The 24,856-nt window shown below is 72.0% G+C and carries 22 protein-coding genes; 16 read left to right on the forward strand and 6 right to left on the reverse strand.

The genetic code is table 11. The features are described from left to right. Positions 1–113 precede the first annotated feature (113 nt). The 7 genes from ACWER9_RS28470 (at position 114) to ACWER9_RS28500 (ending at position 7,089) form a co-directional block, all read left to right on the forward strand. Positions 114–743 carry a fasciclin domain-containing protein gene (locus ACWER9_RS28470; RefSeq protein WP_452304735.1) on the forward strand — a complete coding sequence of 210 codons (630 nt, stop codon included), beginning with the start codon at positions 114–116 and terminating at the stop codon, positions 741–743. Positions 744–745: 2 nt separating this feature from the next. Next, positions 746–2,326: a molybdopterin-dependent oxidoreductase gene (locus tag ACWER9_RS28475; protein WP_452304736.1), complete on the forward strand. Its 1,581-nt coding sequence runs from the start codon at positions 746–748 to the stop codon at positions 2,324–2,326. 137 nt (positions 2,327–2,463) lie between these two features. Then, complete coding sequence (locus ACWER9_RS28480; RefSeq protein ID WP_452304737.1) at positions 2,464–3,252, forward strand: hypothetical protein; 789 nt, start codon at positions 2,464–2,466, stop codon at positions 3,250–3,252. A 16-nt stretch (positions 3,253–3,268) separates the two neighbouring features. After that, positions 3,269–3,955, forward strand: coding sequence for a class F sortase (locus ACWER9_RS28485; RefSeq protein ID WP_452304738.1), 687 nt, complete (start codon positions 3,269–3,271; stop codon positions 3,953–3,955). A gap of 47 nt (positions 3,956–4,002) precedes the next feature. Continuing rightward, a complete protein-coding gene (gene sigK / locus ACWER9_RS28490) occupies positions 4,003–4,629 on the forward strand; it encodes an ECF RNA polymerase sigma factor SigK (protein WP_452304739.1) in 627 nt (208 codons plus the stop codon). Continuing rightward, positions 4,626–5,354, forward strand: a complete 729-nt coding sequence (locus tag ACWER9_RS28495) for an anti-sigma factor (RefSeq protein WP_452304740.1) — start codon at positions 4,626–4,628, stop codon at positions 5,352–5,354. Before sigK ends, ACWER9_RS28495 begins: the two co-directional genes overlap by 4 nt. A 94-nt stretch (positions 5,355–5,448) precedes the next feature. Then, positions 5,449–7,089: a serine/threonine-protein kinase gene (locus tag ACWER9_RS28500; protein ID WP_452304741.1), complete on the forward strand. Its 1,641-nt coding sequence runs from the start codon at positions 5,449–5,451 to the stop codon at positions 7,087–7,089. A gap of 44 nt (positions 7,090–7,133) precedes the next feature. Here ACWER9_RS28500 and ACWER9_RS28505 read toward each other — a convergent pair whose 3' ends face one another. From ACWER9_RS28505 to ACWER9_RS28515, 3 genes are all read right to left on the reverse strand, one after another. After that, positions 7,134–8,069 (reverse strand): DUF4394 domain-containing protein, encoded by a 936-nt coding sequence (locus tag ACWER9_RS28505; RefSeq protein ID WP_452304742.1) that lies wholly within the window; start codon positions 8,067–8,069, stop codon positions 7,134–7,136. 278 nt (positions 8,070–8,347) lie between these two features. Further along, entirely contained in the window at positions 8,348–8,953 is a 606-nt protein-coding gene (locus tag ACWER9_RS28510; protein WP_452304743.1) for a lytic polysaccharide monooxygenase auxiliary activity family 9 protein, read from the reverse strand. Between the two features lie 278 nt (positions 8,954–9,231). After that, positions 9,232–9,810: a hypothetical protein gene (locus tag ACWER9_RS28515; protein WP_452304744.1), complete on the reverse strand. Its 579-nt coding sequence runs from the start codon at positions 9,808–9,810 to the stop codon at positions 9,232–9,234. Positions 9,811–10,301: 491 nt separating this feature from the next. Here ACWER9_RS28515 and lanKC point away from each other — a divergent pair, with 491 nt between their 5' ends. The 4 genes from lanKC to ACWER9_RS28535 all read left to right on the forward strand — a co-directional run bounded on the left by lanKC (position 10,302) and on the right by ACWER9_RS28535 (position 16,590). Next, positions 10,302–12,890 carry a class III lanthionine synthetase LanKC gene (gene lanKC, locus ACWER9_RS28520; RefSeq protein ID WP_452304745.1) on the forward strand — a complete coding sequence of 863 codons (2,589 nt, stop codon included), beginning with the start codon at positions 10,302–10,304 and terminating at the stop codon, positions 12,888–12,890. A 5-nt stretch (positions 12,891–12,895) separates the two neighbouring features. Beyond that, on the forward strand, positions 12,896–13,015 hold the full coding sequence (locus ACWER9_RS28525) for a SapB/AmfS family lanthipeptide (protein WP_013734295.1): 120 nt from the start codon (positions 12,896–12,898) through the stop codon (positions 13,013–13,015). Between the two features lie 72 nt (positions 13,016–13,087). Continuing rightward, positions 13,088–14,815, forward strand: a complete 1,728-nt coding sequence (locus tag ACWER9_RS28530) for an ABC transporter ATP-binding protein (protein ID WP_452304746.1) — start codon at positions 13,088–13,090, stop codon at positions 14,813–14,815. After that, entirely contained in the window at positions 14,812–16,590 is a 1,779-nt protein-coding gene (locus tag ACWER9_RS28535; RefSeq protein WP_452304747.1) for an ATP-binding cassette domain-containing protein, read from the forward strand. The genes ACWER9_RS28530 and ACWER9_RS28535 overlap by 4 nt, the downstream gene beginning before the upstream one ends. Positions 16,591–16,622: 32 nt before the next feature. Here the strand turns inward: ACWER9_RS28535 and ACWER9_RS28540 are convergent, their stop codons facing one another. From ACWER9_RS28540 to ACWER9_RS28550, 3 genes are all read right to left on the reverse strand, one after another. Next, positions 16,623–17,207, reverse strand: coding sequence for a response regulator transcription factor (locus ACWER9_RS28540; protein ID WP_452304748.1), 585 nt, complete (start codon positions 17,205–17,207; stop codon positions 16,623–16,625). A gap of 118 nt (positions 17,208–17,325) precedes the next feature. Next, entirely contained in the window at positions 17,326–17,934 is a 609-nt protein-coding gene (locus ACWER9_RS28545) for a response regulator transcription factor (RefSeq protein WP_452304749.1), read from the reverse strand. Positions 17,935–19,525: 1,591 nt separating this feature from the next. Beyond that, a complete protein-coding gene (locus tag ACWER9_RS28550; RefSeq protein ID WP_452304750.1) occupies positions 19,526–19,984 on the reverse strand; it encodes a PP2C family protein-serine/threonine phosphatase in 459 nt (152 codons plus the stop codon). Positions 19,985–20,114: 130 nt separating this feature from the next. On the opposite strand from ACWER9_RS28550, the gene ACWER9_RS28555 reads away from it, so the two are divergent. The 5 genes from ACWER9_RS28555 (at position 20,115) to ACWER9_RS28575 (ending at position 24,819) form a co-directional block, all read left to right on the forward strand. Next, a complete protein-coding gene (locus tag ACWER9_RS28555) occupies positions 20,115–20,582 on the forward strand; it encodes an ATP-binding protein (RefSeq protein WP_452304751.1) in 468 nt (155 codons plus the stop codon). Positions 20,583–20,621: 39 nt separating this feature from the next. Further along, the gene (locus ACWER9_RS28560) at positions 20,622–21,383 is read left to right on the forward strand and encodes a cyclase family protein (protein ID WP_452304752.1); all 762 of its coding nucleotides are present in this window, start codon (positions 20,622–20,624) and stop codon (positions 21,381–21,383) included. Positions 21,384–21,395: 12 nt separating this feature from the next. Next, on the forward strand, positions 21,396–23,030 hold the full coding sequence (locus ACWER9_RS28565; protein ID WP_452304753.1) for a thiamine pyrophosphate-binding protein: 1,635 nt from the start codon (positions 21,396–21,398) through the stop codon (positions 23,028–23,030). A 275-nt stretch (positions 23,031–23,305) separates the two neighbouring features. After that, complete coding sequence (locus ACWER9_RS28570; protein ID WP_452304754.1) at positions 23,306–23,890, forward strand: RNA polymerase sigma factor; 585 nt, start codon at positions 23,306–23,308, stop codon at positions 23,888–23,890. After that, the gene (locus ACWER9_RS28575) at positions 23,887–24,819 is read left to right on the forward strand and encodes a CU044_5270 family protein (RefSeq protein ID WP_452304755.1); all 933 of its coding nucleotides are present in this window, start codon (positions 23,887–23,889) and stop codon (positions 24,817–24,819) included. The genes ACWER9_RS28570 and ACWER9_RS28575 overlap by 4 nt, the downstream gene beginning before the upstream one ends. Positions 24,820–24,856: the final 37 nt, after the last annotated feature.

Here is a 24,856-nt window from a genome sequence, read left to right on the forward strand (position 1 = left end):
CCGCCACCGCGGGCGACGGAGTCTGATCTCGGATCTTGTACCCATCCGTCTGCGGGTCGGCCTCGAATGCCTGATGACAGCAGCAAACGAGTACAAGCATCCGAGGAGTTCGTATGAAACGGCGCCTGTTTGGCACGGTCGGCGTAATCGCTGTGTTGGCCCTGTCCGCGTGTGGCGGCACTGACAGTGAGGGCGCCGCCAGCGGCGCGCCGAGCACGTCGGCCGGTGCGCCGATGGCCTCGGCCTCGCCGTCGACGATGATGGCGGGTCAGTTCGGCTCCGGGTGCGCGGGGGTGCCGGCCGATCCGTCGAACCCGGGAAGTTTCGAGGCGATGGCGAAGGTGCCGGTGGCCACCGCCGCGTCCGGTAACCCGTTGCTGTCGACGTTGGTGACGGCGGTCAAGAAGGCCAATCTGGTGGACTCGCTCAACGGCGCGCAGGGAGTGACGGTGTTCGCACCGACCAACGACGCGTTCGCCAAGATCCCGAAGGCCGACCTGGACAAGGTGCTGGCCGACGACGCCATGCTGAAGAAGATCCTGACCTACCACGTGGTGCCGACCCAGCTGTCCCCGGACACCCTGACCGGCACCCACAAGACCCTGCAGGGCGACGACGTCACGGTGGCCGGCAGCGGCACGTCGTTCACCGTCAACGACACCTCGACGGTGGTCTGCGGGAACGTCTCGACTGCCAACGCCACCGTGTACATCGTTGACAGCGTTCTGATGCCCAAGAGCTGACGGTGTCCACCACCATCGAGCCCCGGTCGGCGACTCGCCGGCCGGGGCCGCCCCGAAGCGTGACCGCCGCCCGCGGCCTCGTCGTCGGGATGCTGACCGCCGGGGTTGCCCTCGGCGTGGCGCATCTCGTCGCGGCGCTCGTCGACCCGGCCACCGACCCGGTGCTGGCAGTCGGCAGCCTCGCTGTCGACCTGGCGCCGCAACCGGTCAAGGCATTCGCTATCCGCACCTTCGGCACCAACGACAAGGTGGCCCTCCTCGCCGGCGTCTACGCCCTGCTGGCCCTGGGCGCGGTTCTGCTCGGCGCGGCGGCATTACGACGACGCCGCTACGGTCTGGCCGGCCTCGTCGCGTTCGCCGCCATCGGTGCCGCCGCCGTCCTGTCCCGTCCGACGGCGACACCCGTGGACGTCCTGCCGGTGCTGGCGGGCGCCGGCACCGGGATGGCCACGATGCTGGTGGTGGTGCACGCGGCCCAGACGGTCCCGGTTCCTGACCGAGGCCGGCCGCGACTGCTCAACCGTCGCCAGTTTCTGGTCACGGCGGTGGGGGCCACGGTCACCGCAGGTGCTACGGCAGCCGTTGGCCAGGCTGTCGGGCGCCGCAGCGCGGTGGGCACCCGGTCCCGCGCGAGCGTTCGCATACCACCGCCGGGACAGCCCGCGCCGCCGCTATCCGGCGGCGTCTCCGCCGGCGTGGACGGGGTCTCGGCGTTCCTCACCCCCAACCGGGACTTCTACCGGGTCGACACCGCCCTCACCGTCCCGCAGGTCGACGTGCGGACCTGGCGGCTGACCCTGGATGGAGCGGTCGACAGGCCTCGTAGCTGGACATTCGACGACCTCCTCGCCCGTGGTGTGGTCGAGCGCGACATCACCCTCAACTGCGTCTCCAACGAGGTCGGTGGTCCCTACATCGGCACCGCCCGGTGGAGTGGCATCGCCCTCGCGCCGCTGTTACGCGAGGCGGGCATCCGCGCCGGGCAGAACCAACTCGTGAGCCGTTCCGTGGAGGGCATGACCATCGGCACCCCGCTGGGGGCGATCCTCGACGGCCGCGACGCGCTCCTGGCCGTGGCGATGAATGGCGAGCCCCTCCCCTTGGAGCACGGCTTTCCCGTCCGCATGCTCGTCCCCGGCCTCTACGGCTACGTCGGCGCCTGCAAGTGGCTCACCTCGATGCGGGTGACCACCTTCGACGCGTTCGACCCCTACTGGGTGCAACGGGGGTGGGCCGCCGACGCTCCCGTGAAGACCGCATCGCGCATCGACACCCCGAAGCCCTTCGCCCGGCGGCCCGCCGGTCCCGTCATGATCGCCGGTGTCGCCTGGGCCCAACGTCGTGGGATCACCGCTGTCGAGGTGCGGATCGACGACGGGCCGTGGCGGCAGGCCCGCCTCGCCGACGGCCCGTCACCGGACCTGTGGCGGCAGTGGGTCTACCGCTGGGACGCCACACCCGGTAGCCACACCCTGCGCGTGCGGGCCACCGATGCCACCGGCGTCACCCAGACCGACGAACGGGCCGCGCCCTTCCCCGACGGCGCGACGGGCTGGCACAGCACCACCGTCACCATCACCTGACCTGGCGCGTCCAAGGCCCGTCCGGGCCGGGCTGGAAGAAGTCCGGGTCGGCACCAATCCGGTGCACGAGGGGCGACGAATCCTTCACGACAGCACCTGAGCATCGACGCCGTACCCCGGCGGAGACGGAGATTGTTGTGAGATTGTCCCGAGCCCTGCTTGCCGTGCCCGCAGCCGCGCTGGTCCTCGCGTTTCCGGGCGTCGCGCACGCTGACGAGAGCGTGCAGGTCCAGTTGCAGGACCTCAACGAAACGGGTGCGACAGGTACCGCGACGTTGACCGCGACAAGCGGCGGCGACCTGAAGATCATGATCCGGTCCAAGGGCATGACGCCGAACTCGCCGCACGCCCAGCACGTGCACGGCGCTGCCAACGGCATGGACTTCCACTGCCCGGACAAGTCCGCCGACGCCAACGGCAACGGCTACGTCAGCACCGAAGAGGGCCTCAAGATGTACGGGGACATCTTCATCTCGTTGACCACCACCGGTGACACGACCAAGGCCAGCGGCCTGGCGGTCGACCGGATGCCGAAGGCCGACGCGGGAGGCAACCTCAGCTACGAGCGCACCATCCCCGCAGCGGACCTGCCCAAGGGCACGATCGAGCACCTGAAGGATCTGCACCTTGTGCAGCACGGCATCGACGCCAACAAGAACGGCAAGTACGACATGGAAGCGCTCGGGGAGTCGACGTTCGCGAAGTCCGTCGGCGTCAATGGCATCCCCGCCGAGGCCACCGACCCCGCGACGTGCGGCATGGTCAGCGGCGCGGCTGCGGGCTCCGTACCCGCGGGAGGTGTCGCCACCGGCGACGGCAGCACGTCCGGCGGATCGCCGATGGGGATGTACGCGGTGGGTGGTCTCGCGCTGCTCGGCGCCGCCGGTGCGGTCGCCGCGCGCCGCCGGCTCGCCGGCGAGCGCTGACCCGGAGGCAACAGTGATGGACACCGGTGACGCACGAGTGCCGGCCAGCCGTCGCCGGGGGCGCCACGCGCTCCTGGCGACGGCTGGCATCCTCACCGTGGCGGCGGCCGTGACGATCGGTGTCGCGATCGCACAGCGGGGCGAAACCCCACCGCGGCCCGACACGTCCGCCTCGGCGCCAGCCGCGAACGCGTCGCCCGTCCCGGCCACCAGGCCGGGCGAGTTGACCTCGGGGCCACTGATGATCAGTTCCCCGCCGACGCGGGTGTCGATCCCGTCGCTGCGGGTCAGCGCCGCGATCGTCGCCCTTGGCCTGGGGGCGGATGGTGCGATGCAGGTTCCCGACAGCGCCACCGACGTGGGCTGGTTCACCAAGGCACCGACGCCCGGTGCCCTCGGCCCGGCCGTGCTGGCCGGGCACGTCGACTGGAAGGGCCGCCGCGGCACGTTCTTCGACCTGGGCAAGCTGCTGGTCGGCGCCGGGATCACCGTCGACCGTCAGGACGGCAGCACCGCGATGTTCACCGTCAGCCGGGTCGAGCAACATCCGAAGGACCGCTTCCCCACCGCCGACGTGTACGGGGCGACCGACCACGCGGCACTACGCCTGATCACCTGCGGCGGCGAGTTCGACGACACCACCCAGCACTACCGCGACAATGTGATCGTCTACGCGCGCCTCGCCCACAGCCACCCCGCCTGAGTACGAGTGCGGCGGCACACCGGACAGTCACCAGCACGGGAGAGGACATGCCGAAGATGAGCGGTGACCCGGAACAGGGGCGGCGATTGCGATCGGTGCCGCAGGACACCGCGGGCCCTCCGAGCGTCGACGAGTTGCTGCTACGGGTGGCGCGGGGCGACGAGGCGGCGTTCGCCACGCTGTACGACGCCATGGCGGGCAAGGTCCTGGGGCTGGCCCGGCGGGTCCTCCGCGATCCGGCGCAGGCGGAGGAGGTGACGCAGGAGGTGATGGTCGAGGTGTGGCGTACCGCAGGCCGCTTCGACACCGGCCGGGGCTCCGCGTCGGCGTTGATCCTCACCATGGCGCATCGTCGGGCGGTCGACCGGGTGCGCTCCGAACAGGCCCGCACCAACCGCACCGAGCAGGTCGCCGCGACCGAGACACACGTCCCGTACGACGAGGTGGTCGAAGACGTCACCGCCCGGTTGGAGCGGGAACAGGTCCGGCGGTGCCTGGGCCGGTTGACACCGGTGCAGCGGGAGTCGGTGACCCTGGCCTACTACGGCGGTCACACCTACCGAGAGGTCGCCGAGAAGTTGCAGACACCCCTGCCGACGGTGAAGACACGGATGCGCGACGGACTGATCCGGATGCGCGACTGCCTGGGCATCGAGATGGAGGGACGGGCATGAGCGCCGATGTTCACACCCTCGCGGGCGCGTACGTCCTGGACGCGGTCGACGACGTCGAACGGGCTGCGTTCGAGCGGCACCTGGCGGAGTGCGAGCCGTGTCGGGTCGAGGTGGCCGAGCTGCGGGAGACCGTGGCACGGCTCGCCGACGACACCGTCGTCGAGGCGACACCGCCGGGGTTGCGGGAGCGGACCCTCGCCCAGGCGGCCCGGACCCCGCAACTGCGCGTGGGCGGCGCGGGTGCCGGTGGCAGGCGGCAGGGGGGCAGGTGGCGACAGCTCGCCGTGGCCGCCGCCGCGGCCGTCCTCGTGGCCGCCGGCGCGAGCGCGGTCACCTGGACCGTCACCAACGATCGGATCAGCGAGGAGCAGGCCAGCAGCGAGCAGGCCCGGCAGATCGCCGCCGTCCTGAACGCCCCGGACGCCCGGGTGTTCGAGCGGTCCCTGCAGCCTGGTGGTGCCGCCACTGTCGTGCTGTCCCGTGACCGCGACCGCGGTGTGGTGCTGCTGCGGGACCTGCCCTCGCCGGGTGCCGGGCGGATCTACGAGCTGTGGCTCATCCGTGGTGGTGACCCCCGCAAGGTGGGACAGGTCGCCGAGGGAGGCAGCGCCTCGACCGCGGTCATCGGCCCGGTCGGCGAGGCGGTCACGTTCGGGGTGTCCAACGAGCCCGTCGGTGGCTCCGCCGCCCCCACCCGGATCGTGGGGACGGTCGACCTGACCTGACGCGGGTCGGCCGCCGGCAGACCGGCGGCCGTCCCCGTCCTGCCTGCTGCTGTCACCCACCCATCCGGACGGCGGACCGCTCCGAATCGCGTACATGGATGACGAGCTGCTCGCCGGCCGGTACCGCCGGCTCCGGTTGATCGGGGACACCGGGACCAGCGGTGGCGTCTGGCTGGCCCACGACGAGGTGCTCGACCGGCACGTCGCGGTCAAACGGATCACCCTCCCCGGATGGGTGAGTAACGCCGCCCGGTCCCGGCTGCGGGAGAGGACACTCGGGGAGGTGCGCGGCCTGGCCGGTCTGGATCACCCGAGTGTGGTCGGAATGTGGGACGTGCTGAGCACCGACGGACACCTGTGGCTCGTCATGGAGCACGTACCGTCCCGTTCCCTGTCCGAGACGGTTGCCACCGATGGTCCGCTGGCGCCGGCCGAGGTGGTGCGGGTCGGCCTGCACCTGATCGCCGCACTGAGTGCCGCCCACGCGAGGGGAGTGGTGCATCGGGAGGTCCGGCCGCAGAACGTGCTGCTCGCCGACGACGGCCGGGTCATGCTCGGCGGGTTCGGTCTGTCGATCTTCGATACCGGGGATCCGGCGGCCGTGACCGCGGCGAGCCTGTCGACGGTCCAGTACGTCGCACCCGAGCGTGCCCGCGACGGAAGGGCCACCCCCGCCACCGACCTGTGGGCCCTCGGCGCGACGCTCTACCTGGCCGCGGAGGGAGGCCCGCCGTGGAGTCGGTCGTCGACCATGGCCACGCTCGCCGCTCTGGCCACTGAGGCGCCGGACCGGATGACAGCTCTGCCGCTCGAACCCGCGATCACCGGCCTGCTGCTGCGCAACCCCCGCCAGCGCCTGTCCGCACAGGAGGCCCGCGACCAGCTGGAGCAGGTGGTCGCGGCGACACCTGTGCCGGAGCCGCGAGCGCGCCGCCGGCGCGGTATGCGCGCCCCGTCGCGCCGTCGGCCCCCGGCCGAACCGTCGACGGTTCCGATCACGACCCTGGTCATTCCGGCCACGGCGTCGACCACTCGCGACCGGACGACCGGATGGGCGTTCGCTGGCGCCGTGGTGGGTCTACTTGCGGTCGTGGCCGTCGCCGTCACGGCAACAGGCGCCGTGGTCGACGGCTTGCGTGGCCAGGACAGCGCTCCGACGGCCGAGGCGGGCGGTGCGGCGGCCGGCGCGCCGGAGTCGACAGCGGCGGCACCGCCGACCCACCTCTGTCTGGACGACCCGGCCTCCGGTGGGGCCGAGCCTCTGCGGGAGCCCACCGTGCCGCTACCGTACGCCCTGCCGCACGGGTGGGCGTGGCACCAGGACCCCGCCGGCTTCCTGCTGGCGGTGCCCGAGGGATGGACCCGGCACACCGATGGCGCAGGCGTGTGCTTCCGCGACCCGGCTGAGGTGCGGGCCATCGCCGTCGACCCCGCCGCGACAGCTTCCTCCGTACCGTCGAAGCGGTGGGAGGCCGCCGAGCGCGACGCACTGGCCACCGGGGCGCTCGTCGGTTACCAGAAGATCAGCATCGGGCCGGTCATCCGCCCGGGTGGCGCGGCGGAGTGGGAGTACACCTGCGACCAGGCCGGCGGGGTGCGGCTGCACGCCCGCCGGCTGCTGGTCAACGAGAGCAGGGCCCGCGCGTACAGCCTGTCCTGGATCACTCGGGACAGCCAGTGGGACGAGACGGAGCCCTTCCAACGACTGACCCTCGCAAGCATCCGCCTCGGCTGACGCGGCGGGGGAGGGTGCGGCCCGGCACCCCCCCCACCCGATGGTCACTGTCGCAGGAGCAGTGCGAGGTCGACGACCACATGGCCGCTGAACACACCGGTCGTCTGAGCCGCGCCGGTGAGGAGGTCGACCCGGTAGAGCCGGGAGCCGGCGAGACCGTTGAGTACGGCGTAGGCGTTGTTGGCCGAGGCGCGGTCACCACTCAGCGAGCTGTGGATGTCGAAGCCTGCTTGGAGATTCGCGTCGACCCCCAGTGCGCCGGTTGCGGCGAGTTGCCCGGAGTTGGCGGGGGACTGCAGGACAACCTGGTCGAGGTTGGTGTCGATGTCGAACAGGGTGGTAGCGGTGGCGGGGTTCAGGTCGTTGTTGGTGTACGCCGCAGCGGTGACACCGACGGCGGCTGTGCTGGGCGGGTAGGTGAGAGGGCCGTCGACGAGGGTCGTGCCGCCGGGGTTGATGTTGTGGCGCAGGTTCTGGCCGGTGTCGCTGATGATCCGGAGTCGGTCGGCGGCGGGATTGAAGTCGACGCCGAACGACGTGCCGTTGAGCGCGACTGTCAGTTGGCTGACCTTCGTGGCCGCCGCGGTGCGCGTGTTCAGCGCGTAGATGCCGCCGTTGTCGCCGACGCCGTAGAGGGCTCCGTCCTGGACGCGAAAGTCGATGCCGATGAGCACTTCGCTGCCGGGCAGGTCGACCGGGCCGATGGTGCAGGCCAGGGCGGGGCGGTTGGCGGCGAACTTGATCAGCCGCTGACCGTCGGTGAGACCGATGGCGACGAGCCCGTTGCGGCCTCCGGCGTTCAGCAGGTCCCACAGCAGCGTGCAGGTCCCACTGCCCAACGAGGGCAGGCCGCGCGCCGGGATGCTCGCTGCTGTGCTGTGGCTTGGTGGGGCGGCGGTGACCGGCGTCGCGGTGATTCCGATGCTGACGGCGATCATTGTGGCTGCTGCGAGCAGCCCTCGGCGAAGCGTGCGGTGCATGAGAGGCACTTCCTTGATCAGATGCACCGCCGGACTCCTCGGCGGATTCCGACGCCGTTGCCGGCGGAGGTGCAGGGGTGAATTCCCTGCTCAGAGCCTATGTAGAGATAATCCGCCGTAACTGTCGGGAGTTGGCCTCTCCTCCAACTTTCGCACCTTCTGCACACTGTGGTCGATATGTGGCAGCGGGGGTGCATCAGGGCAGGACCGGGGAGCACTCCGGCCCAGGGCGGCAGCCCTGGGCCGGAGTGGTGCTGCGGTGGTGTCTGTCGTGCCGATCAGGTGATGTTGACGTCGCTGCACCACATGTAGGTCTGGTCCAGGTGCGACGCCCGCCAGAGCACGAACAGGATGTGGTTCCCGCTGCGCGACGGGAGCGAGACGTTGAACGAGATGTTCTGCGCCGGCGCGTAGCGCCCCGTCGTCGTGATCAGGTCGAGGTTGCCCCACCCGAGTTTCTGGGTGGCGGGGTTGAACCCCTGCTTGGTGACGTAGACCTGGAAGTAGTCAGCGCCGTGGCTGGCCTGGTCGTACAGCTGGACCGTGAGGTTGCGGCTGACGGTGGTCGTCTTCCACGCTCCGGGCTGGTTCACGCTGTCGTTGCGGGACAGCCCGTTGCTGCACAGCTGCCCGTCCGGGGTGCGAGCCTGGTACTGGCCAGCGAGGCCGTCGCGCAGCTGGCTCATCCAGTTCCACATGGTGTCGGGGTTGGCCTGGAACGCCCGGTAACACATCGGGTCCTGCTGCTGCATGGCCGGGTTCATGTGCTGGTTGCCCCAGGTCTTCCAGCACTGGTAGGCGCGCGTCATCGGATTGATGATGGTGCCGTGCGCCTGGGCTGCCCCGGCGAAGGGCAGCATGCCGGCCACGATGGCGAACAGCATGACGAGCGCCCGGAGGGACTGACGGACGGGTGACCGGGATCGTCCGCCGGATTGATCGGGCTTGTGTGAACGCACTGTTCATCCTCCGCTCTTCGGTACTTGGGGTCGGACTGGGAACGCTCCCAAACCAACTGTTACATCTATGGGTCTAAATATCAATGCTCATCTATCTTTAGTCGGATGTGGATCGAGCTGACCGGGAGTGTCCGGAGCCGCGACATCGGCTCCGGGCTCCGGTGGGCGCGGGAGGCGGCCCCGCCGCCGGCTGTCCTGCGTGGTCAGAGGCCCGCGGCGGCGTCGTACCGGCGGCGCAGGTCGAGCATCTCCGACTCGGCGAGCGCCTCCTTGGACGCCAGCTCCGCGTACTTGGGCGGAAACATCTGCCGTAGCCGGTCGATGAACATGACCTCGGCGGTCGCCTCGACCACCTGGATGCCCGGAGGGGTCGTGGAGATGTCCATGATCACCGGACCGGCCAGTTTGACCGCCACGTCCCAGGGACGCTGCTTCTCCGCGACCCCGCAGAGGTGGAAACCGTAGACCGACCGCACGTCGGCGAGCGACGTGACCTCGGTCGGCTCGTAACCGTAGACGCGGACCCCGCAGATCACTGCCGGCTTCTCCTGGGCGGCTGCCTGTTGCACACCGTGTCCGGCGTGGTTGTGCTGCCCCGGGTCCGCCTGTTCGAGGGTGGTGCGCATGCGGGCCGTGATCTGCGTCTGCAGGTCCGCCTCCTTCGACTCGGGGTCGGCCCGGTTGACCAGGACGAACGCGCCGGCCGACACCACCAGCAGGATCACCGCCACCCACACGAAGCGGTTCCCGTACCACCGTGCGGACTTCTCTCCAGACTCCATGGTTGCTTCTCACCTCGTTAGGCGGTTCTGCGGCGCTGGCAGACCGAATCGGACGACCTCGGCGGGTCGGACGTCGCGCGCGTCGGCCGTCGCCGACGCGTGCCGGGGTGTGCCTACGGCGGGCGTGGGTGACTGCCCGGCACGATGCCCGTCGACGTAGAGGTGGCCCGGCGATCCGGCAGGCGATTGTCCGCGAAGGCGCCGCACTGCCGGCGCTGCATTGCTCCCGTGCTGGCCGTTCTCAGCGCGGTTGCCCCCGCGCTGCGGCGATATGAGCCATTCCAACACGTCTGGGTCGGCTCTGGCAACATCGACGAGCATCAGCATCGTTCCGGTCCGGTCACCCGTGCGGGCCTGACTAATGTCATGAGTGCCTGTGCGCCCCGCATCGCACGTGGTGACTAAGCGCACTGGAGCGCGCCCCGTCCCGTCGATGAGACTCGATTCAACGCCGGAACACCAGCCGGCCGAGTTCGAGAGGCGGCGAGACGGTGGACGAACGCTACGACAGCTACTGCGCCGCGGACCGGCTGTTCTACGACTCGCTCGGCAGCGCCGTCGCGCAACCCGTCTTCCCGGCCGCCGACCGGCCGGTGCCGTCCGGGTGGCGTCGCGAGTCGCTCGACGACTGGCTGATCTACGCCCCCGAAGGTGGCTCGCTGCCACAGCAGGGCTGGAAGATCCACGTTTCGGCGGGTCTGGCGAACGCCGAGCGGGTGCTGGACGCGGTCTGGAACTACTGCGTACCCCGCGGTCTGTCCTTCAAGTTCCTGCGCGGGCCACGCACGCTGCTCCTGCGCAACTCCAAGTACGCCGCCCGGGCCGCCAGTGGCAAGTTCGTCACGGTCTACCCCCGCGACGACGCGGAGCTGGAGCTGGCCTGCAAGGAACTCGACGAGCTGCTCACCGGCGAGTCCGGGCCGTACATCCTCAGTGACCTGCGCTACGGCACCGGCCCGGTCCACGTGCGCTACGGCGGCTTCGCCGCCCGCTACTGCCACTCCGCCGACGGCCAGGTGGTCCCGGCGATCGAGGACGACTCCGGCACGCTCGTGCCGGACCGCCGTGAGCCGGTCTTTCACGTGCCCGCCTGGATCACCCTGCCCGACTTCCTCGGCCCGCACCTGGCCGCCCGCAACGACACCAGCACCAACGAGGTGCCGTACCGGATCGAGCGGGTGATCCACTTTTCGAACGGCGGCGGGCTGTACGTGGGCAGGGACCTGCGCACCGACACCGAGGTGGTGCTGAAGGAGGCCCGACCACACGCCGGCCTGGACGCCGACGGCACCGACGCCGTCGCCCGGCTGGCCCGCGAGGCGCAGGCCCTTCGGCAACTCGCCGACCTGCCGCAGGTGCCACGGGTGCACGACGAGTTCGCCCTCGGCGAGCACCGCTTCCTCGCGATCGAGTTCATCGAGGGTCGACCGCTGAACAAGGTGCTCGTCGACAGGTACCCGCTCATCGACGCCGACGCGACCGACGACGACCGGGCCGCGTACGCCCGCTGGGCTCGGCAGACCTACGAGCAGGTCGAAGCCATCGTGGCGGCGATCCACGAGCGCGGCCTGGTCTACGGGGACCTGCACCTGTTCAACATCATGATCCGACCGGACGACCGGGTCGCCCTGGTCGACTTCGAGGTGGCCGCCCCGATCGCCGGGCACCGCCGGCCCGGGCTGCGCAACCAGGGCTTCGCGGCACCGAGGGACCGCAGCGGGCCGGCGGTCGACAGGTACGCCCTGGCGTGCCTGCGGTTGGCGCTGTTCCTGCCCTTGACCCAGCTGGTCCGGCTCGCCCCGGCGAAGGTGGCGCACCTGGCCGACATCATCGCCGCGAACTTCCCGGTGCCGAGGTCCTTCCTCGACCCGGCGGTCGAGGAGATCACCGGCGAGTCGCCGGCCACAGCGGACCGGGAAGCGGCGGACCCCGTACCGATCACGCGAGCCCGGCTGGCGACGGCGATCGTGGCCAGCGCCACTCCCCAGCGCGACGACCGGCTCTTCCCCGGGGACATCGAGCAGTTCCGCAGCGGCGGCCTCAACCTCGCCCACGGGGCGGCGGGAGTGCTGTACGCGCTCGACAAGAGCGGCGCCGGGCGGTGGCCCGAGCACGAAGACTGGCTGGTACGACGGGCGACGTCACCCCCGTCCGGGACCCGCTGCGGCTTCTACGACGGGCTGCACGGCGTCGCCTACGCGCTCGAGCACCTCGGCCGCCGGCAGGACGCGCTCGACGTTCTCGACATCTGCCTCCGCCAACCCCTGGACGGGCTCGACCACAGCCTGGCGAGCGGACTGTCCGGGATCGCGCTCAACCTGGCCGAGATGGCCGCGCGTACCGGAGAGGCGTCGGCGCACGCCGCCGCGGAGCGGGTGGCTGAGCGGGTGATCGGGCAGCTCGACGACGACCCGGGCCCGGACGTCAGCGGTGGACGCCACCCGTACGCCGGGCTGCTGCGCGGCCGGACCGGACCGGCGCTCATGCTGGTGCGGCTCTACGAGCTCAGTGGCGACGCCGAGCTGCTCGGACACGCCGCCACGGCACTGCGTCAGGACCTGCGCCGATGCGTGCTGCGCCCGGACGGCGCCCTGGAGGTCGACGAGGGCTGGCGCACCATGCCCTACCTGGCGCACGGCAGCGTCGGGATCGGGCTGGTCCTCGACCAGTACCTCCGACACCGGGCCGACGACCAGTTCGCCGAGGCGAGCGCGGGAATCCGCCGTGCGGCACGGTCACCGTTCTACGCACAGTCCGGGCTCTTCGCCGGCCGGGCCGGCATCATCGCCTACCTCGCCGCCTCGACCGACGGTGCCGACCGCCGCGAACTCCGCGCGCAACTGGATCGGCTGGCCTGGCACGCGCTGCCGTACCGGGAGGGGACCGCGTTCCCCGGCGAGCAGTTGCTACGGCTCTCCATGGACTTCGGCACCGGCACCGCCGGCGTGCTGTACGCGCTGGCCGGCGCGCGGCACGACGACCCGCCGGTGCTGCCCTTCCTCGCGCCCCTGCCGGGCGCGACGAGACTCCCTCGCGACAGCGGGGGCGACCCGATCAGCGAACGGATGGAAGGGAGGTGAACGACATGGCACTTCTGGACCTCCAGGGCCTGGAGATGGCTCCGGCCGACCGCACCGGTGGCGGTAGCCGGGCGAGCCTGCTGCTCTGCGGCGACAGCTCGCTCTCCGTCACGACCTGCAACTGATCGACGCACACGTGGGGCCCTGGGTGGGTAGACGTGCCCACCCAGGGCGACCGCGTACCCACGGGAGGACCGATGCCGACGTTCGCCTCGGGGGACAGGCTGCTCCGGCAGACGGTCCTGGCCGGTGGCGGCTGGACCAGCGGACTCGCGGCGGTCGCGCTGCTCGGCGTGGCCGCCGAACTGTTACTACCCGCGGTCCTCGGCCGCGCCGTCGACGCCGCCCTCGCCGGCGGCTCCGGGTGGTGGGCGGTGACCGCCTGCGGCCTGGTCGTCGTCCTCATCGGCGTCGACACCCTGACCGACCTGGCCAGCGGGCTCGGTGCGGCGCGCGCCACCGCCGGCCTGCGCCGCCGGCTGCTGCGTCACCTGTTCGCCATGGACGTCCGCGCCACCCGCCGGCACCCGGTGGGTGACCTCGTCGGCCGCTTGGTCGGCCAGGCCGCCGACGCGGGACAGGCCGGCAACGCCGTGGTCCTGGCCGTCGTGGCGGTGCTTCCCCCGCTCGGCAGCGTCGTCGCGCTCGCCATCATCGAACCGGTCCTCGGGGTCACCCTGCTCGCCGGTCTCGGCCTGCTCGCCGTCCTCATGCGGGTGTTCGTGGCCGACGCGTCGGCCACGACCGCCGGGTACCAACGGGTGCTCGGCACCATCGCCGGCCGACTGCTGGAGTCACTCAGCGGCGCCCGGACCATCGCCGCCGCCGGCACCACCCAGCACGAGGAGGACCGGGTGCTGGCGGCCCTGCCGGAACTCGACAGGCACGGCCGGCGCACCTGGGAACTGCTGGCGCGGGCGGGTGCGCGCACCTCGGCCGTGGCGCCGCTGCTGAACATCAGCGTCATCGCGGTCGGCGGGTACGCCGTGACCACCGGCTGGCTCACCCCCGGCCAACTGCTCGCCGCGGTCCGGTACGCGGCCATGGGCGCCGGGCTCGGTGCCGTGCTCGCCACTCTGAACCACCTGGTCCGCAGCCGCGCGGGAGCACACCGCGTCGCCGAACTGCTGACGCAGCCCACCACCCCGGCGACCGGTCGGTCCCTTCCACCCGGCGGCGGCGCCCTGCGACTGCGCGGGGTGTGCGTGTACGCCGACGACGGCCGGCCCATCCTCGACGGCATCGACCTGGACGTGGCGGCCGGCTCCACAGTGGCCGTCGTCGGCGCGTCCGGTGCCGGCAAGTCGACCCTGGCGGCCGTGGCGGGACGGCTCCACGACCCCGACGGCGGTGAGGTGCGACTGGACGGCGTACCGCTGCGGGACCTCGACGGGGTGGCACTGCGCCGAGCCGTCGGCTACGCCTTCGACCGGCCGGTGCTGATCGGCGCGACAGTCCACGACGCGATCGGGTTGGCGCTGCCGGTCGACGCGGCGGTGCCGCCGGCCGATCGGAGCCCGGCCACGCCGGCGGTCCTACGGGCGGCCCGGATGGCGGCGGTCGCCGACGTGGTCGACCGTCTGCCCGACGGGTACCGCACGCCGCTCGTGGACACACCGCTCTCCGGGGGTGAGACGCAACGTCTCGGCCTGGCCCGCGCGTTCGCCGCCGAGCGGCTGCTCATCCTGGACGACGCCACGTCCAGCCTCGACACCGCCACCGAGCACCGGATCACCGCGGCGGTGCTCGGCCGGGCCGGGGAGCGTACCCGCCTGGTGGTCACCCACCGGACCGCGGCGGCCGCGGCGGCCGACCTCGTCGCCTGGCTCGACGGCGGTCGGCTGCGTGGCCTGGCGGCGCACCGGCACCTCTGGGCCGACCCGGACTACCGGGCGGTCTTCCAACCGGCTGGCGGTGGGTCGTGAGCCTTTCCGGCGTACGGCGGGTGACCTGGCGGGCGCTGCGACGACGTCGGCGGGAAATCGCCGCGCTCGGCGGCTGGTCGCTCGTCGAGTCGCTGCCCGCGCTGCTCGCCGGCTATCTGGTGGCCCGCGCCGTCGACGAGGGCTTCCTGGCCGGGCGGCTCCTCACCGGCCTGGCCTGGTTGGGGGCCCTCGCCGTGGCCGTGCTGGTCGGAGCGGGGGCCACCGGTCGGACGTACCGCAGTCTCGGCGCCGTGGTCGAGCCGTTCCGCGACGAGGTGGCCGCCCAGGTGGTCCGGGGTGCGCTGCGCGCCGCCACCAGGGCGGGCGGACGTCCGGACAGCGCCGCCGTGACCCGGCTGACCCACCAGATGGAGATCGTCCGGGACACCTTCGCCGGTCTGCTGATGGTGACGCGCGGTTTCCTCTTCGCCGCTGGCGCGGCCCTGCTCGGCCTGCTCGCCCTGGCACCGGTGGTGGCGGCGCTTGCCGCCGCGCCGCTCGTCGTCGGCGTGGCCGTGTTCCTCGTCGCGCTGCCGGCGATGGTCAGGCACCAGCGCGCCTACGTCCGGGCCGGTGAGCAGCTCGGCCAGTCTGCGGCGGCCGCGCTGGCCGCGCACCGGGACGTGCTGGCCTGCGGTGCCCAGGCACGCGTCACCGCCGACGTGGCACGGTGGGTGTCGGCGCAGGCCGCCGCCGAACGCACGCTCGCCCGGATGGCGGCGATCCGCAGCCTCAGCCTCGGCATCGGCGGCTGGCTTCCGCTGCTGGTGCTGCTGGTGGCCGCCCCGTGGCTGGTCGAACGTGGCCTCACCGCGGGCGCGGTGCTGGGTGCGCTGATCTACGTCTCCACCGGGCTGCAACCCGCCCTGCACGCCCTGGTGCAGGGCCTCGGCGGTGGCGGGCTCCGCTATGCGGTCACCCTGGAGAACATCCTGCGGACCTCGCCGGTCTCCGACGACGAGCACCCGTCGGCCCTCGCCACCCGGACACCCCGCCGTCGACCGCCCGCCGGCCCGGCCGGTCGCGCACCGGCCGTCGAGGTCCGGGGACTGACCTTCGGCTACGGCCCCCGCGCCCGGCCCGTCCTCCAGGACTTCTCGCTGACACTTGCCGACCGGGACCACCTCGCCGTGGTGGGCCCGAGCGGCGCGGGCAAGTCCACACTGGCCGCCCTGATGGCCGGTCTGGTGGTGCCACAGGCAGGCACGGTCCACCTGGCCGGCACGACGGTCACCGAGGTCGAGCCGGCGGCTCTGGCCCGGCTGCGAGTGCTGGTGCCCCAGGAGGCGTACGTCTTCACCGGCAGTCTCGCCGACAACCTGCGCTACCTCCGGCCGGACGCCGACGACCACACGCTGGAGGTTGCCCTCGACGCGCTCGGCGCGCGTCCCCTGGCGACCCGCCTGGGCGGCCTCGGCGCGTCGGTCGCGCCGGCCCTGCTCTCCGCCGGCGAGCGGCAGCTCATCGCGGCGGTCCGCGCCTGGCTGGCGCCCGCCCCGCTGGTGGTCCTCGACGAGGCGACCTGTCACCTGGACCCAGCGTTGGAAGCGACTGTCGAGGCCGCCTTCGCCCGACGGCCCGGCAGCCTCGTGGTGATCGCACACCGGATCAGTTCCGCGCTGCGCGCCGGTCGGGTGCTGGTCCTCGACGGCGACGAGCCCCTGATGGGGACACACGAGCAGTTGGTGGCCCGCTCGGCCACCTACCGGGTGCTCGTCGGCTGCTGGGACGACCCGGTGGGGCCACCGCGGGCGGCGTCGGCGCGGCAGGGCTGAACCCCCCGTACATCCGCACACGACCGTGCCGGTCAGATCCAGCCCGCCTCGCCTGCCATCCGTACGGCCTCCACCCGCGTACGCGCACCGACCTTGCGGGCGATTCGACCGAGGTGGTTACGGACGGTGCCACGGGTCAGCCCGAGCGACACGGCCACCTCGGCGACCGGTGCACCCTGCGCGGTCAGCCGCAGCACCTCCGTCTCGCGCTCGGTCAGCGGGCCGTCCGAACGCAGGGCCGCGACGACGAGGTCCGCGTCGAGGACGGGCTCGCGGCGGGCGAGTCGGCGGATCCCGTCGACGACCCGCTGGGGGCCGGCGTCACTACGCAGGATGCCGACCGCTCTGGTCGGGCAGAGGATGCCCCGCAGTCGCCGGGCCCGCTGCGGGTGCGCGAGCACCAGGACGGGGCACCGGCCGAGACGGTCGGGATCGACTCCCTCGACGAAGTCGAGATCGGCCACCATCACGTCGGGGCGTTGGGCGTGGACGGCTGCCGGGACCGCGTCGCCGCGATCCACCTCCGCCACGACACGGATGTCGTCCTCGGCGGCGAGGACGAACGACAGTGCGCCCAGAACCAGGGCACCGTCCAAGGCGAGCAGGGTACGGATCACGATGAACCTTCCTGCACTCCAATCGAGGTCACTCAACGTCAATAGTCAAACACGCATCCCGTGGGTCCGCACGGCGACGGGGCGGGTCCGGACGCCTCGACCGGACCCGCTCCGGACGTCAGAGCCAGCCGTTGTGCCGCGCCCGCGACACCGCCTCCAACCGATTGCGAGCCCCGGTCTTCCGCAGGATCACCGACAGGTGGTTACGCACCGTCCCGTGTGCCAGGTAGAGGCGGCCGGCGATCTCCTTCAGGGGCAGACCCTCGGCGGCCATCCGCAGCACGTCCATCTCCCGAGGTGTCAACGGCATCTCCGGCGGGCTCAGCACCGCCACCGCCGCGGTCGGGTCGATCGCCCGTTCCCCGGCCGCGAGCGCGCGGATCGCCCGCACCAACTCGTCGAGTGAGCCGTCCTTCCCGAGCAGGCCGCGCGCGCCGGCCGCCAACGCCGCCTCCACCAGAGCCGGGCTCCAGCGGGGGCTCATCGCCAGCACCGCGGTGTGCGGCGCCTCGCCGTCGATCCGGGCGACCACCTCCACCGGGTCGGGTAGATCCGGTGTCAGCGCCAGCACCACCACCTGCGGTCGGCACCGCCGGACCACAGTCAACAACTCGCCGACCCCCTCGACGTCGGCGACGACCTTGATGTCCTCCTCACTCGACAGCGCGGCACAGAGCGCTCCGCGCAGCAAACCCATGTCCTCGGCGACGACAACGTGGATCACCACGTTTTCTCCGATCTCAGGTACGCGTCACGACGGCCACCGATCCCGGAACGTCCACGGTTGGTCGGGGCTGTCGTGCGCTACAGACGGGTGGGCATCGGCCCGCGGCACCATCACTGCGGACGGGGGCGGGCACTCATCGACCGACGAGCGGTGGGACGGGCTTCGTACGCCAGCCGCCGGGGTCGGTCGACCCACCTCAGCCCGGGCGGGGGACCGGCGAGAACGTTCGGCTCTCGACCGGAAGTGGCACGAGGTCGCAGGGCTGGCCAGCATCGACGTGCGCCTGTCGGTCGAGCGGCCGGACCAGTCCCGGCCCGGGCGTCGATCCGTTGTCGGTGCCGGCGGCGTCCTGGTCGGCGGGCGCGACGGGTTGGTTCGGAAACTCGTCCGCCGCGGCAACCGGTCCCGGGTGTGCGGTGCGGTGCCCCGTCGACTGTGCGGTGCGGTGCCCCGTCGACACAGCGGAAGGGGCGGGGCCGACGACGGACGTCGCGAATGGCGCGGCCGGGGCCGGCGCCGTCGCGGCGGGTGCGGGGGTCAGCGCCGGTCCCGCAGGTGGCGTCGGCGCTGTCGGCGCGCGAACCGGGCCGGTCACCGGCCCGGCGGCGGCCGGCCCGAGCGCCGGGGGAGCGGGCGGTGCGGGTGTCGCCGCCGGAACGACCGCCGCGCCGAGGGCGGGTGGGACAACGGCGTCGGCGACACCGAGGAGCGCCATGACGACGGGCCTGATCGGCACCGTGCTCACGAGGTCGACGACGCGCGGCAACGGGGAGGTTACCAGGCCGACCACCGGCGATTCGTCCAGCCCGTGCACGGCGGGTAGGTCCGGGACGGCGGGTAGGTCCGGGACGGCGGGTAGGTCCGCAACGGCGACAGCAGGCTGGCGCGGTGAATCAGCGGCCGGCCGCGACCTGTCGCCACGGTGGACCGCACGGTGAGCCGGGCGAGCCACCGAGGCAGGCCGGAGCCTTTCGCGTTCCGCCGCTGGAGGTGCGACGGTTGCGCCGGACCGGGGCGGCACGGGCGCGGGCGGCGGAGCCGTCACCCGTCGGGGTTTCGTCGAGGGTGCCTCCTCGCGGGCGGCGCCGCCGTCAGTGGCTCCGGCCAGCGGGGCGCGGAGCCGGTCTACGGTGTCCAGAACTGGCGCGCGGCCAGGACCGGGGCGCTCTGCGGCCGTGAGCCGTGCGACGGGCTCGACCAGATCGCCGATCTGCCGATGAGACCCCTCGCCGGACCCACCGGGCGTCCTGTCGGCGGCAGCCGGACCCTGGAACAGGGCGGCCACGACGAAACCGGCCCCGACGGCGGCCGCGACCAGCGCCACCCGCCGGACGAGCTTGCGCAGCCGGTCGGCCACGAGCGGCATGGATCGGGTTGGCGTAGACGTCGGCGCGGTTCCGATGACGGGACTCTGCACGCGGCACGATCCCTTCCCTCTGGATTGCTGACCCATAGTAGCGATGCGCTCACGTACATGCATCCGTTGATGGGTCGGCTGGTCTGACGACGCGGCCGGTGGGGGCCAGGGGGAGTGTCAGAAGCTACCGACCAGCTCTCGACCGCGTCCATCCGGTCTTCCGGTGCGTCCTGATCAGCTGCCCGACCGGCTCGATCCGGTGGTGGTTCGGCGGATGACCAGCAGGGCGATGTCGTCGGTAGGGTGTTCCTCCGCGGTGGTGGCCATGACGTGGTCGCACAACGCCTCGGCTGGCCCGGACCGCACGGCGCCGGCGAGGCGCTCGATGCCGGTGTCGATCAGCTCGCTGCGGCGTTCGATGAGTCCGTCGGTGTAGAACACGAGCGCCGCGCCCGGCGGTAGGTCCAGAACGCTGGTGCGGCGGCTGGTTGCTGGTCGGCCCACACCGAGTGGGCGGTCCACCGTCAGGTCGACGGGCTGGGTGGGATGGCCGGGTACGGCCAGCAACGGTGGTAGATGACCTGCGGAGGAGAGGTGAACCTTCGTCCGGTCGGGCGTGATCAGGGCGTAGACGGCAGTGGTGAGAGTGCCCGCTTCGAAGTGGTGGATCTTGCGGTCGAGGGAGGTCAACACGCCGTCGAGGTGGGGTACCTTGCCGTGTCACATCGATGCATGGTCGCTGGGTGAGCCCGCTGCGGAGAGCTGTCCTCCCTCGTGCCACCGACAAGGTCACCGGCGCCACGCCCGACAGGGAGGGGAAGCAGTGGCGAACCCGCCGCTCGACCGCCATGCCCCCACCGCCGGGAAGCCCCTGTTCTCGACCCCCTTCACTCTCGCCGACCTCAATCGGGTACGACACGATGTCGAGGCCGTCAGTCGCCGGTACGGACTGGACCACGACGACATCGAGAACTGGGTCCACGCGGTCAACGAACTGATGATCAACGTGATCCGGCACGGGGAGGGCGCAGGTAACCTACGCCTGCTCCTGGACGGTCAGCTCATCTGCGAAGTCAGTGATCAGGGTCGGGGCTTCGACGCCGCCCGCTACGTCCCGTGCACCGAACGACCGCCCCTGTCCGACACGGGAGGAATGGGCTTGTGGGTGGTCGGGCAGATGGCTGACTACCTCCTCGTCGACAGCGGACCCGGCGGCACCACCATTCGCATCGCGGCACGCGGCAGCCGCACTCCCGGAGGCACGGTGGGCCCGCCAAGTGGCTCCGTTTGATGGTCCATCGTGGAGCCGGAGCGGGTGTACCGTCGCCGCATGACGGTGCTGCAGGACTTTGTCGCCGCTCTCTCCAGCGGCCGGATCCAGGTTGTCGACCTCACCGCTCCGCTCTCGGACCAGACCCCGATCCTGGGTCTGCCCGAGCAGTTCGGCCAGACCTGGCCGTTCCGGCTCAGCGAGATCAGCCGGTACGACGACCGCGGTCCGGCCTGGTACTGGAACAACTTCTCCACCGGCGAGCACACCGGCACCCACTTCGACGCGCCGGTGCACTGGGTCAGCGGGCAACAGGGCGCCGACGTCTCGCAGGTCCCGGTGAACCAGTTGATCGCCCCGGCGGTGGTGATCGACCACGCCGCCGACGCCGCCGACGACCCTGACTTCCTGCTCGAGGTCGAGCACGTCAAGGCGTGGGAGGCGGAACACGGTGCCCTGCCCACCGGCGGCTGGCTGCTGTACCGCACCGGCTGGGACGCGTACGGCGACGACCCGGAGCGGTACGCCAACGGCGGACGCACCCCGGGCATCTCCGTCGAGTGCGCCCGCTGGCTGGCCGAGGAGTCGCCGATCCAGGGCGTCGGGGTGGAGACCGTGGGGACCGACGCGGGTGCCGCGCACTCGTTCGACCCGCCGTTCCCGTGCCACTCGTTCCTGCTGGGCCAGGACAAGTACGGCCTGACCCAGCTCCGTAACCTGGCGCAACTGCCGGCGACCGGCGCGGTGGTGATCGCCGGACCGCTGCCGATCGTCTCCGGCTCCGGCAGCCCGTGCCGGGTCCTCGCACTCGTCGAACGGTAGGTCGGGTCACCGATGCGGGTAGCCGAGGTGGTCGGGCGGGTTCTGCACGCACACGGCGCGCGGCACGTCTTCGGGGTGGTCGGCAGCGGCAACTTCCACGTCACCAACGCGCTTGTCGCAGCCGGCGCCCGGTTCGTGGCGGCGGCCCACGAGGGCGGCGCGGCGAGCATGGCCGACGGGTACGCCCGCACCTGCGGGCAGGTGGGCCTGCTCTCGGTGCACCAGGGCCCGGGCGTCACCAACGCGCTGACCGGCCTGACCGAGGCCGCGAAGAGTCGTACCCCGTTGGTGGTCCTGGCTCCGGAGGCGACCGCGCCCCGGTCGAACTTCTTCATCGACCTGCCGGGGCTCGCCGCCGCGGTCGGAGCCGACTTCCATCGGGTACGCGCGACGCACGCGGCCCAGGACGCGAGCGCGGCGTACCGGGCCGCCGCCCGGGGCGCGACGGTGGTGTTGGGCCTCCCGCTGGAGGTGCAGCTCACGGTGACCGAACCATGGTCCGGCCCTGTCCCCGCGATCGCGTCGACCCCGGCCACCGCCCCGCAGGTCGAGCCGCTGCTGGCCGCGCTCCGGGCCGCCCGTCGACCCGTCTTCATCGCCGGTCGGGGCGCCCGAACGGCCCGCGAACCGCTGACCCGGCTCGCCGACGCGTGCGACGCGCTCCTCGCGGTCTCTGCCGCAGCGAAGGGGCTGTTCGCCGGCAACCCGTGGAACCTCGACGTGGCCGGCGGCTTCGCCACCCCACTCGCCGCCGAGCTGATCGGCACGGCGGACCTGGTCGTCGCGTGGGGCAGCACGCTGAACATGTGGACCACCCGGCACGGCGAACTGATCCCGCCCACGGCCGTCGTCGTCCAGGTCGACCACGACCCGGCCGCGTTCGGGGTGAACCGTCCGGTCGACCTGACGGTGGCCGGCGAGGTGTCGGCGGTCGCCGAGGCGGTGCTCGCTCGGCTGGGCAGCGACGGCCTGGGGACCGTGGACGTCGGCGGCTGGCGCAGGCCGGAGCTGGCACAGCGGATCCGCGACCACGGACGGTGGCGGGCCGTCCCGTACCGGGACGAGAGTGACCCGACCACGGTCGACCCGAGGACGCTCTCGGCGGCCCTGGACGACCTGCTGCCGCCCGACCGGACGGTGGTGGTCGACTCGGGCAACTTCATGGGCTACCCGTCGATGTGGCTCGACGTACCGGACGTGACCGGGTTCTGCTTCACCCAGGCGTTCCAGTCGGTCGGGCTCGGCCTGGCCAGCGCCCTCGGCGCGGCGGTCGCCCGACCGGACCGGCTCACCGTCGCCGCGGTCGGCGACGGTGGCTTCGTCATGTCCGCGACCGAACTGGTCACCGCCGTCCGGCTGGCGCTGCCCCTGCTCGTGGTGGTCTACGACGACGCGGCGTACGGCGCGGAGGTGCACCACTTCGGCCCGGACGGGTACCCGTTGGAGACTGTCACCTTCCCCGAGACCGACTTGGCCGCAGTCGCCCGTGGTTACGGCTGCGACGGGCTGACCGTCCGTTCCGCCGACGACCTCGAACCGGTACGCCACTGGCTCGCTGGCCCCCGTACCCGACCGCTGGTGATCGACGCCAAGGTCAGCTCAGCACGGGGATCGTGGTGGTTGGAGGAGGCGTTCCGCGGGCACTGAGCCGCCGATCGGACAGCCACCGTCTGCTGCTGGAGTCGGCACGCCCGCCACGCGCAGGTTGCGCGGTTCTTGCGGCTGCGGGGAGCGCCGTCAAGATCCGCGCAGTATCGGGGATGTTGCTGTCTCGTGCGTGTCGGAGGCAGCAACATCGGGCAAGTTGCTCGGATCTTGGCGGGCAGGTCGTCGACGCGACGGCGGACGCCGCCCGCACCGACGCCGTCGGGGACCTGTCCCCGGATGGTGGAACTCAGGGGTGGCTGCGGACAGGTAGAGGTGTGACAGCTGAGATGCGGGTCCGGATCCGGGCCGGAGACACCGATGCGTTCGGTGAGCTCTTCGATGAGCACGCCGATGCGGTGCATCGGCATGCGGTGTGGAGTGGGGGCGATCCGGTTCAGGCCGAGGATGTGGTGTCGCTGACCTTCCTCGAGGCGTGGCGGATCCGCGAGTCCCTGCGTCCTGATGGAGACAGCCTGCGGCCGTGGCTGCTCGGCATCGCCACCAATGTGCTGCGTAATCGCAGACGGGCGGCGCGCCGGCACCGGGAGGCACTGCGACGGCTGCCGGTCCGCGACACCGTCCCGGACTTCGCCGACGAGGTGGTCGCCCGCATGCACGATGCCGACCAGGTGGCTGCGGTCATGGCGGGACTGCGGGCGCTGCGCCGGGCGGACCGGGAGGTGTTCCTGCTCTGCGTGTGGTCGCAACTCGACTACGCGGCTGCGGCCGAGGCCCTGGGTGTACCCGTCGGGACCGTGCGTTCGCGGCTGTCGCGGGCCCGGACCCGGCTGCGGGCGCTGGCACAGCAGGAGATGGCGCGTACCCGAATGATTCCCGTCGAGCAGGGAGAGTACCGATGAGCGAGCCCACCGCCCCCCGGGTGTCAGCCCTGCCGGCGCTGCGTAGGCAGGCACTGCGGCACCACCTGATGAACGAGATCCAGCGGCCGGCCCGGCGGCCACGGCGGGTGCTGGTGCTCGCACCTGCGGCCGGCGTGTTGGCGGTCGCGGTCTCGGCCGGGGCGATCGCCCAGCCCTGGGCGTCGGACAGCGCGCCGCTGGTCGTGGCGGTCGAGCAGGGGGAAGGCGGTGGCGCGACGGTGTTGCTGAACCGGATGGCCGCGGTGGCCGCCGACACGCCGGACCCATCGGCCGGGGAGGGAGAGTACGTCTACATCAGGAGTCGGGGTGCGTTCGCTGAGCTGGGTGACGGCCCGGCACGGCTGCGGCCGGTGCACGAACGGGAGATCTGGATCCCGCGCAACGAGCGCGGTGACGGCCTGCTCCGCCAGCCGTTCTTCGACGTGCCGATCATCGGTGTGGTGCCGGAGCGGGAGACGTTGACGGACGTGACGCCGAACGCCGCGCTCGTCGATCTGCCCCGCAACCCGGACGCCCTGTTGGAGAAGCTCTACCGGGAGCGCGACGAGCGCGGCAAAGGCAACAGCCGCGACGGCGCGGCTTTCACCGCGATCGGCGACATTCTGCGCGAGTCGCTGGCACCGCCACAGACCACAGCCGCGCTCTATCAGGCCGCGGCGAAGATTCCGGGGGTCGAGATGGTCCGCGGGGTCTCCGACGCCGCCGGGCGGCGAGGGGTGGCTGTGGCGTACACCGAGCAGAGTCGGCGCAAAGAGTGGATTTTCGATGAGCGGACGTACCAATACCTCGGTGAGCGCAGTTATCTCGTGGCGGACACCGCCGACGGACCGGCTGGGACGGTGCTGGGCACGACTGCGGTGCTGGAGCGAGCTGTGGTGTCGAGCCTCGGGCAGCGCCCAGGAAGGTAGCGGCCTCGGCCGCGCGCCGCTCGGGTCCTGCCCGAGC

The sequence above is a fragment of the Micromonospora sp. NPDC003944 genome (assembly GCF_053605225.1).

What these genes read in the sequence shown, in the direction of transcription:
- ACWER9_RS28470 (WP_452304735.1), top strand. Translation starts at nt 114, where the DNA reads ATGAAACGGCGCCTGTTTGGCACGGTCGGCGTAATCGCTGTGTTGGCC.
- ACWER9_RS28485 (WP_452304738.1), top strand. Translation starts at nt 3,269, where the DNA reads ATGGACACCGGTGACGCACGAGTGCCGGCCAGCCGTCGCCGGGGGCGC.
- sigK (WP_452304739.1), top strand. Translation starts at nt 4,003, where the DNA reads ATGCCGAAGATGAGCGGTGACCCGGAACAGGGGCGGCGATTGCGATCG.
- ACWER9_RS28495 (WP_452304740.1), top strand. Translation starts at nt 4,626, where the DNA reads ATGAGCGCCGATGTTCACACCCTCGCGGGCGCGTACGTCCTGGACGCG.
- ACWER9_RS28500 (WP_452304741.1), top strand. Translation starts at nt 5,449, where the DNA reads ATGGATGACGAGCTGCTCGCCGGCCGGTACCGCCGGCTCCGGTTGATC.
- ACWER9_RS28505 (WP_452304742.1), bottom strand. Translation starts at nt 8,069, where the DNA reads ATGCACCGCACGCTTCGCCGAGGGCTGCTCGCAGCAGCCACAATGATC.
- ACWER9_RS28510 (WP_452304743.1), bottom strand. Translation starts at nt 8,953, where the DNA reads ATGCTGTTCGCCATCGTGGCCGGCATGCTGCCCTTCGCCGGGGCAGCC.
- ACWER9_RS28515 (WP_452304744.1), bottom strand. Translation starts at nt 9,810, where the DNA reads ATGGAGTCTGGAGAGAAGTCCGCACGGTGGTACGGGAACCGCTTCGTG.
- ACWER9_RS28525 (WP_013734295.1), top strand. Translation starts at nt 12,896, where the DNA reads ATGGCACTTCTGGACCTCCAGGGCCTGGAGATGGCTCCGGCCGACCGC.
- ACWER9_RS28530 (WP_452304746.1), top strand. Translation starts at nt 13,088, where the DNA reads ATGCCGACGTTCGCCTCGGGGGACAGGCTGCTCCGGCAGACGGTCCTG.
- ACWER9_RS28560 (WP_452304752.1), top strand. Translation starts at nt 20,622, where the DNA reads ATGACGGTGCTGCAGGACTTTGTCGCCGCTCTCTCCAGCGGCCGGATC.
- ACWER9_RS28565 (WP_452304753.1), top strand. Translation starts at nt 21,396, where the DNA reads ATGCGGGTAGCCGAGGTGGTCGGGCGGGTTCTGCACGCACACGGCGCG.
- ACWER9_RS28575 (WP_452304755.1), top strand. Translation starts at nt 23,887, where the DNA reads ATGAGCGAGCCCACCGCCCCCCGGGTGTCAGCCCTGCCGGCGCTGCGT.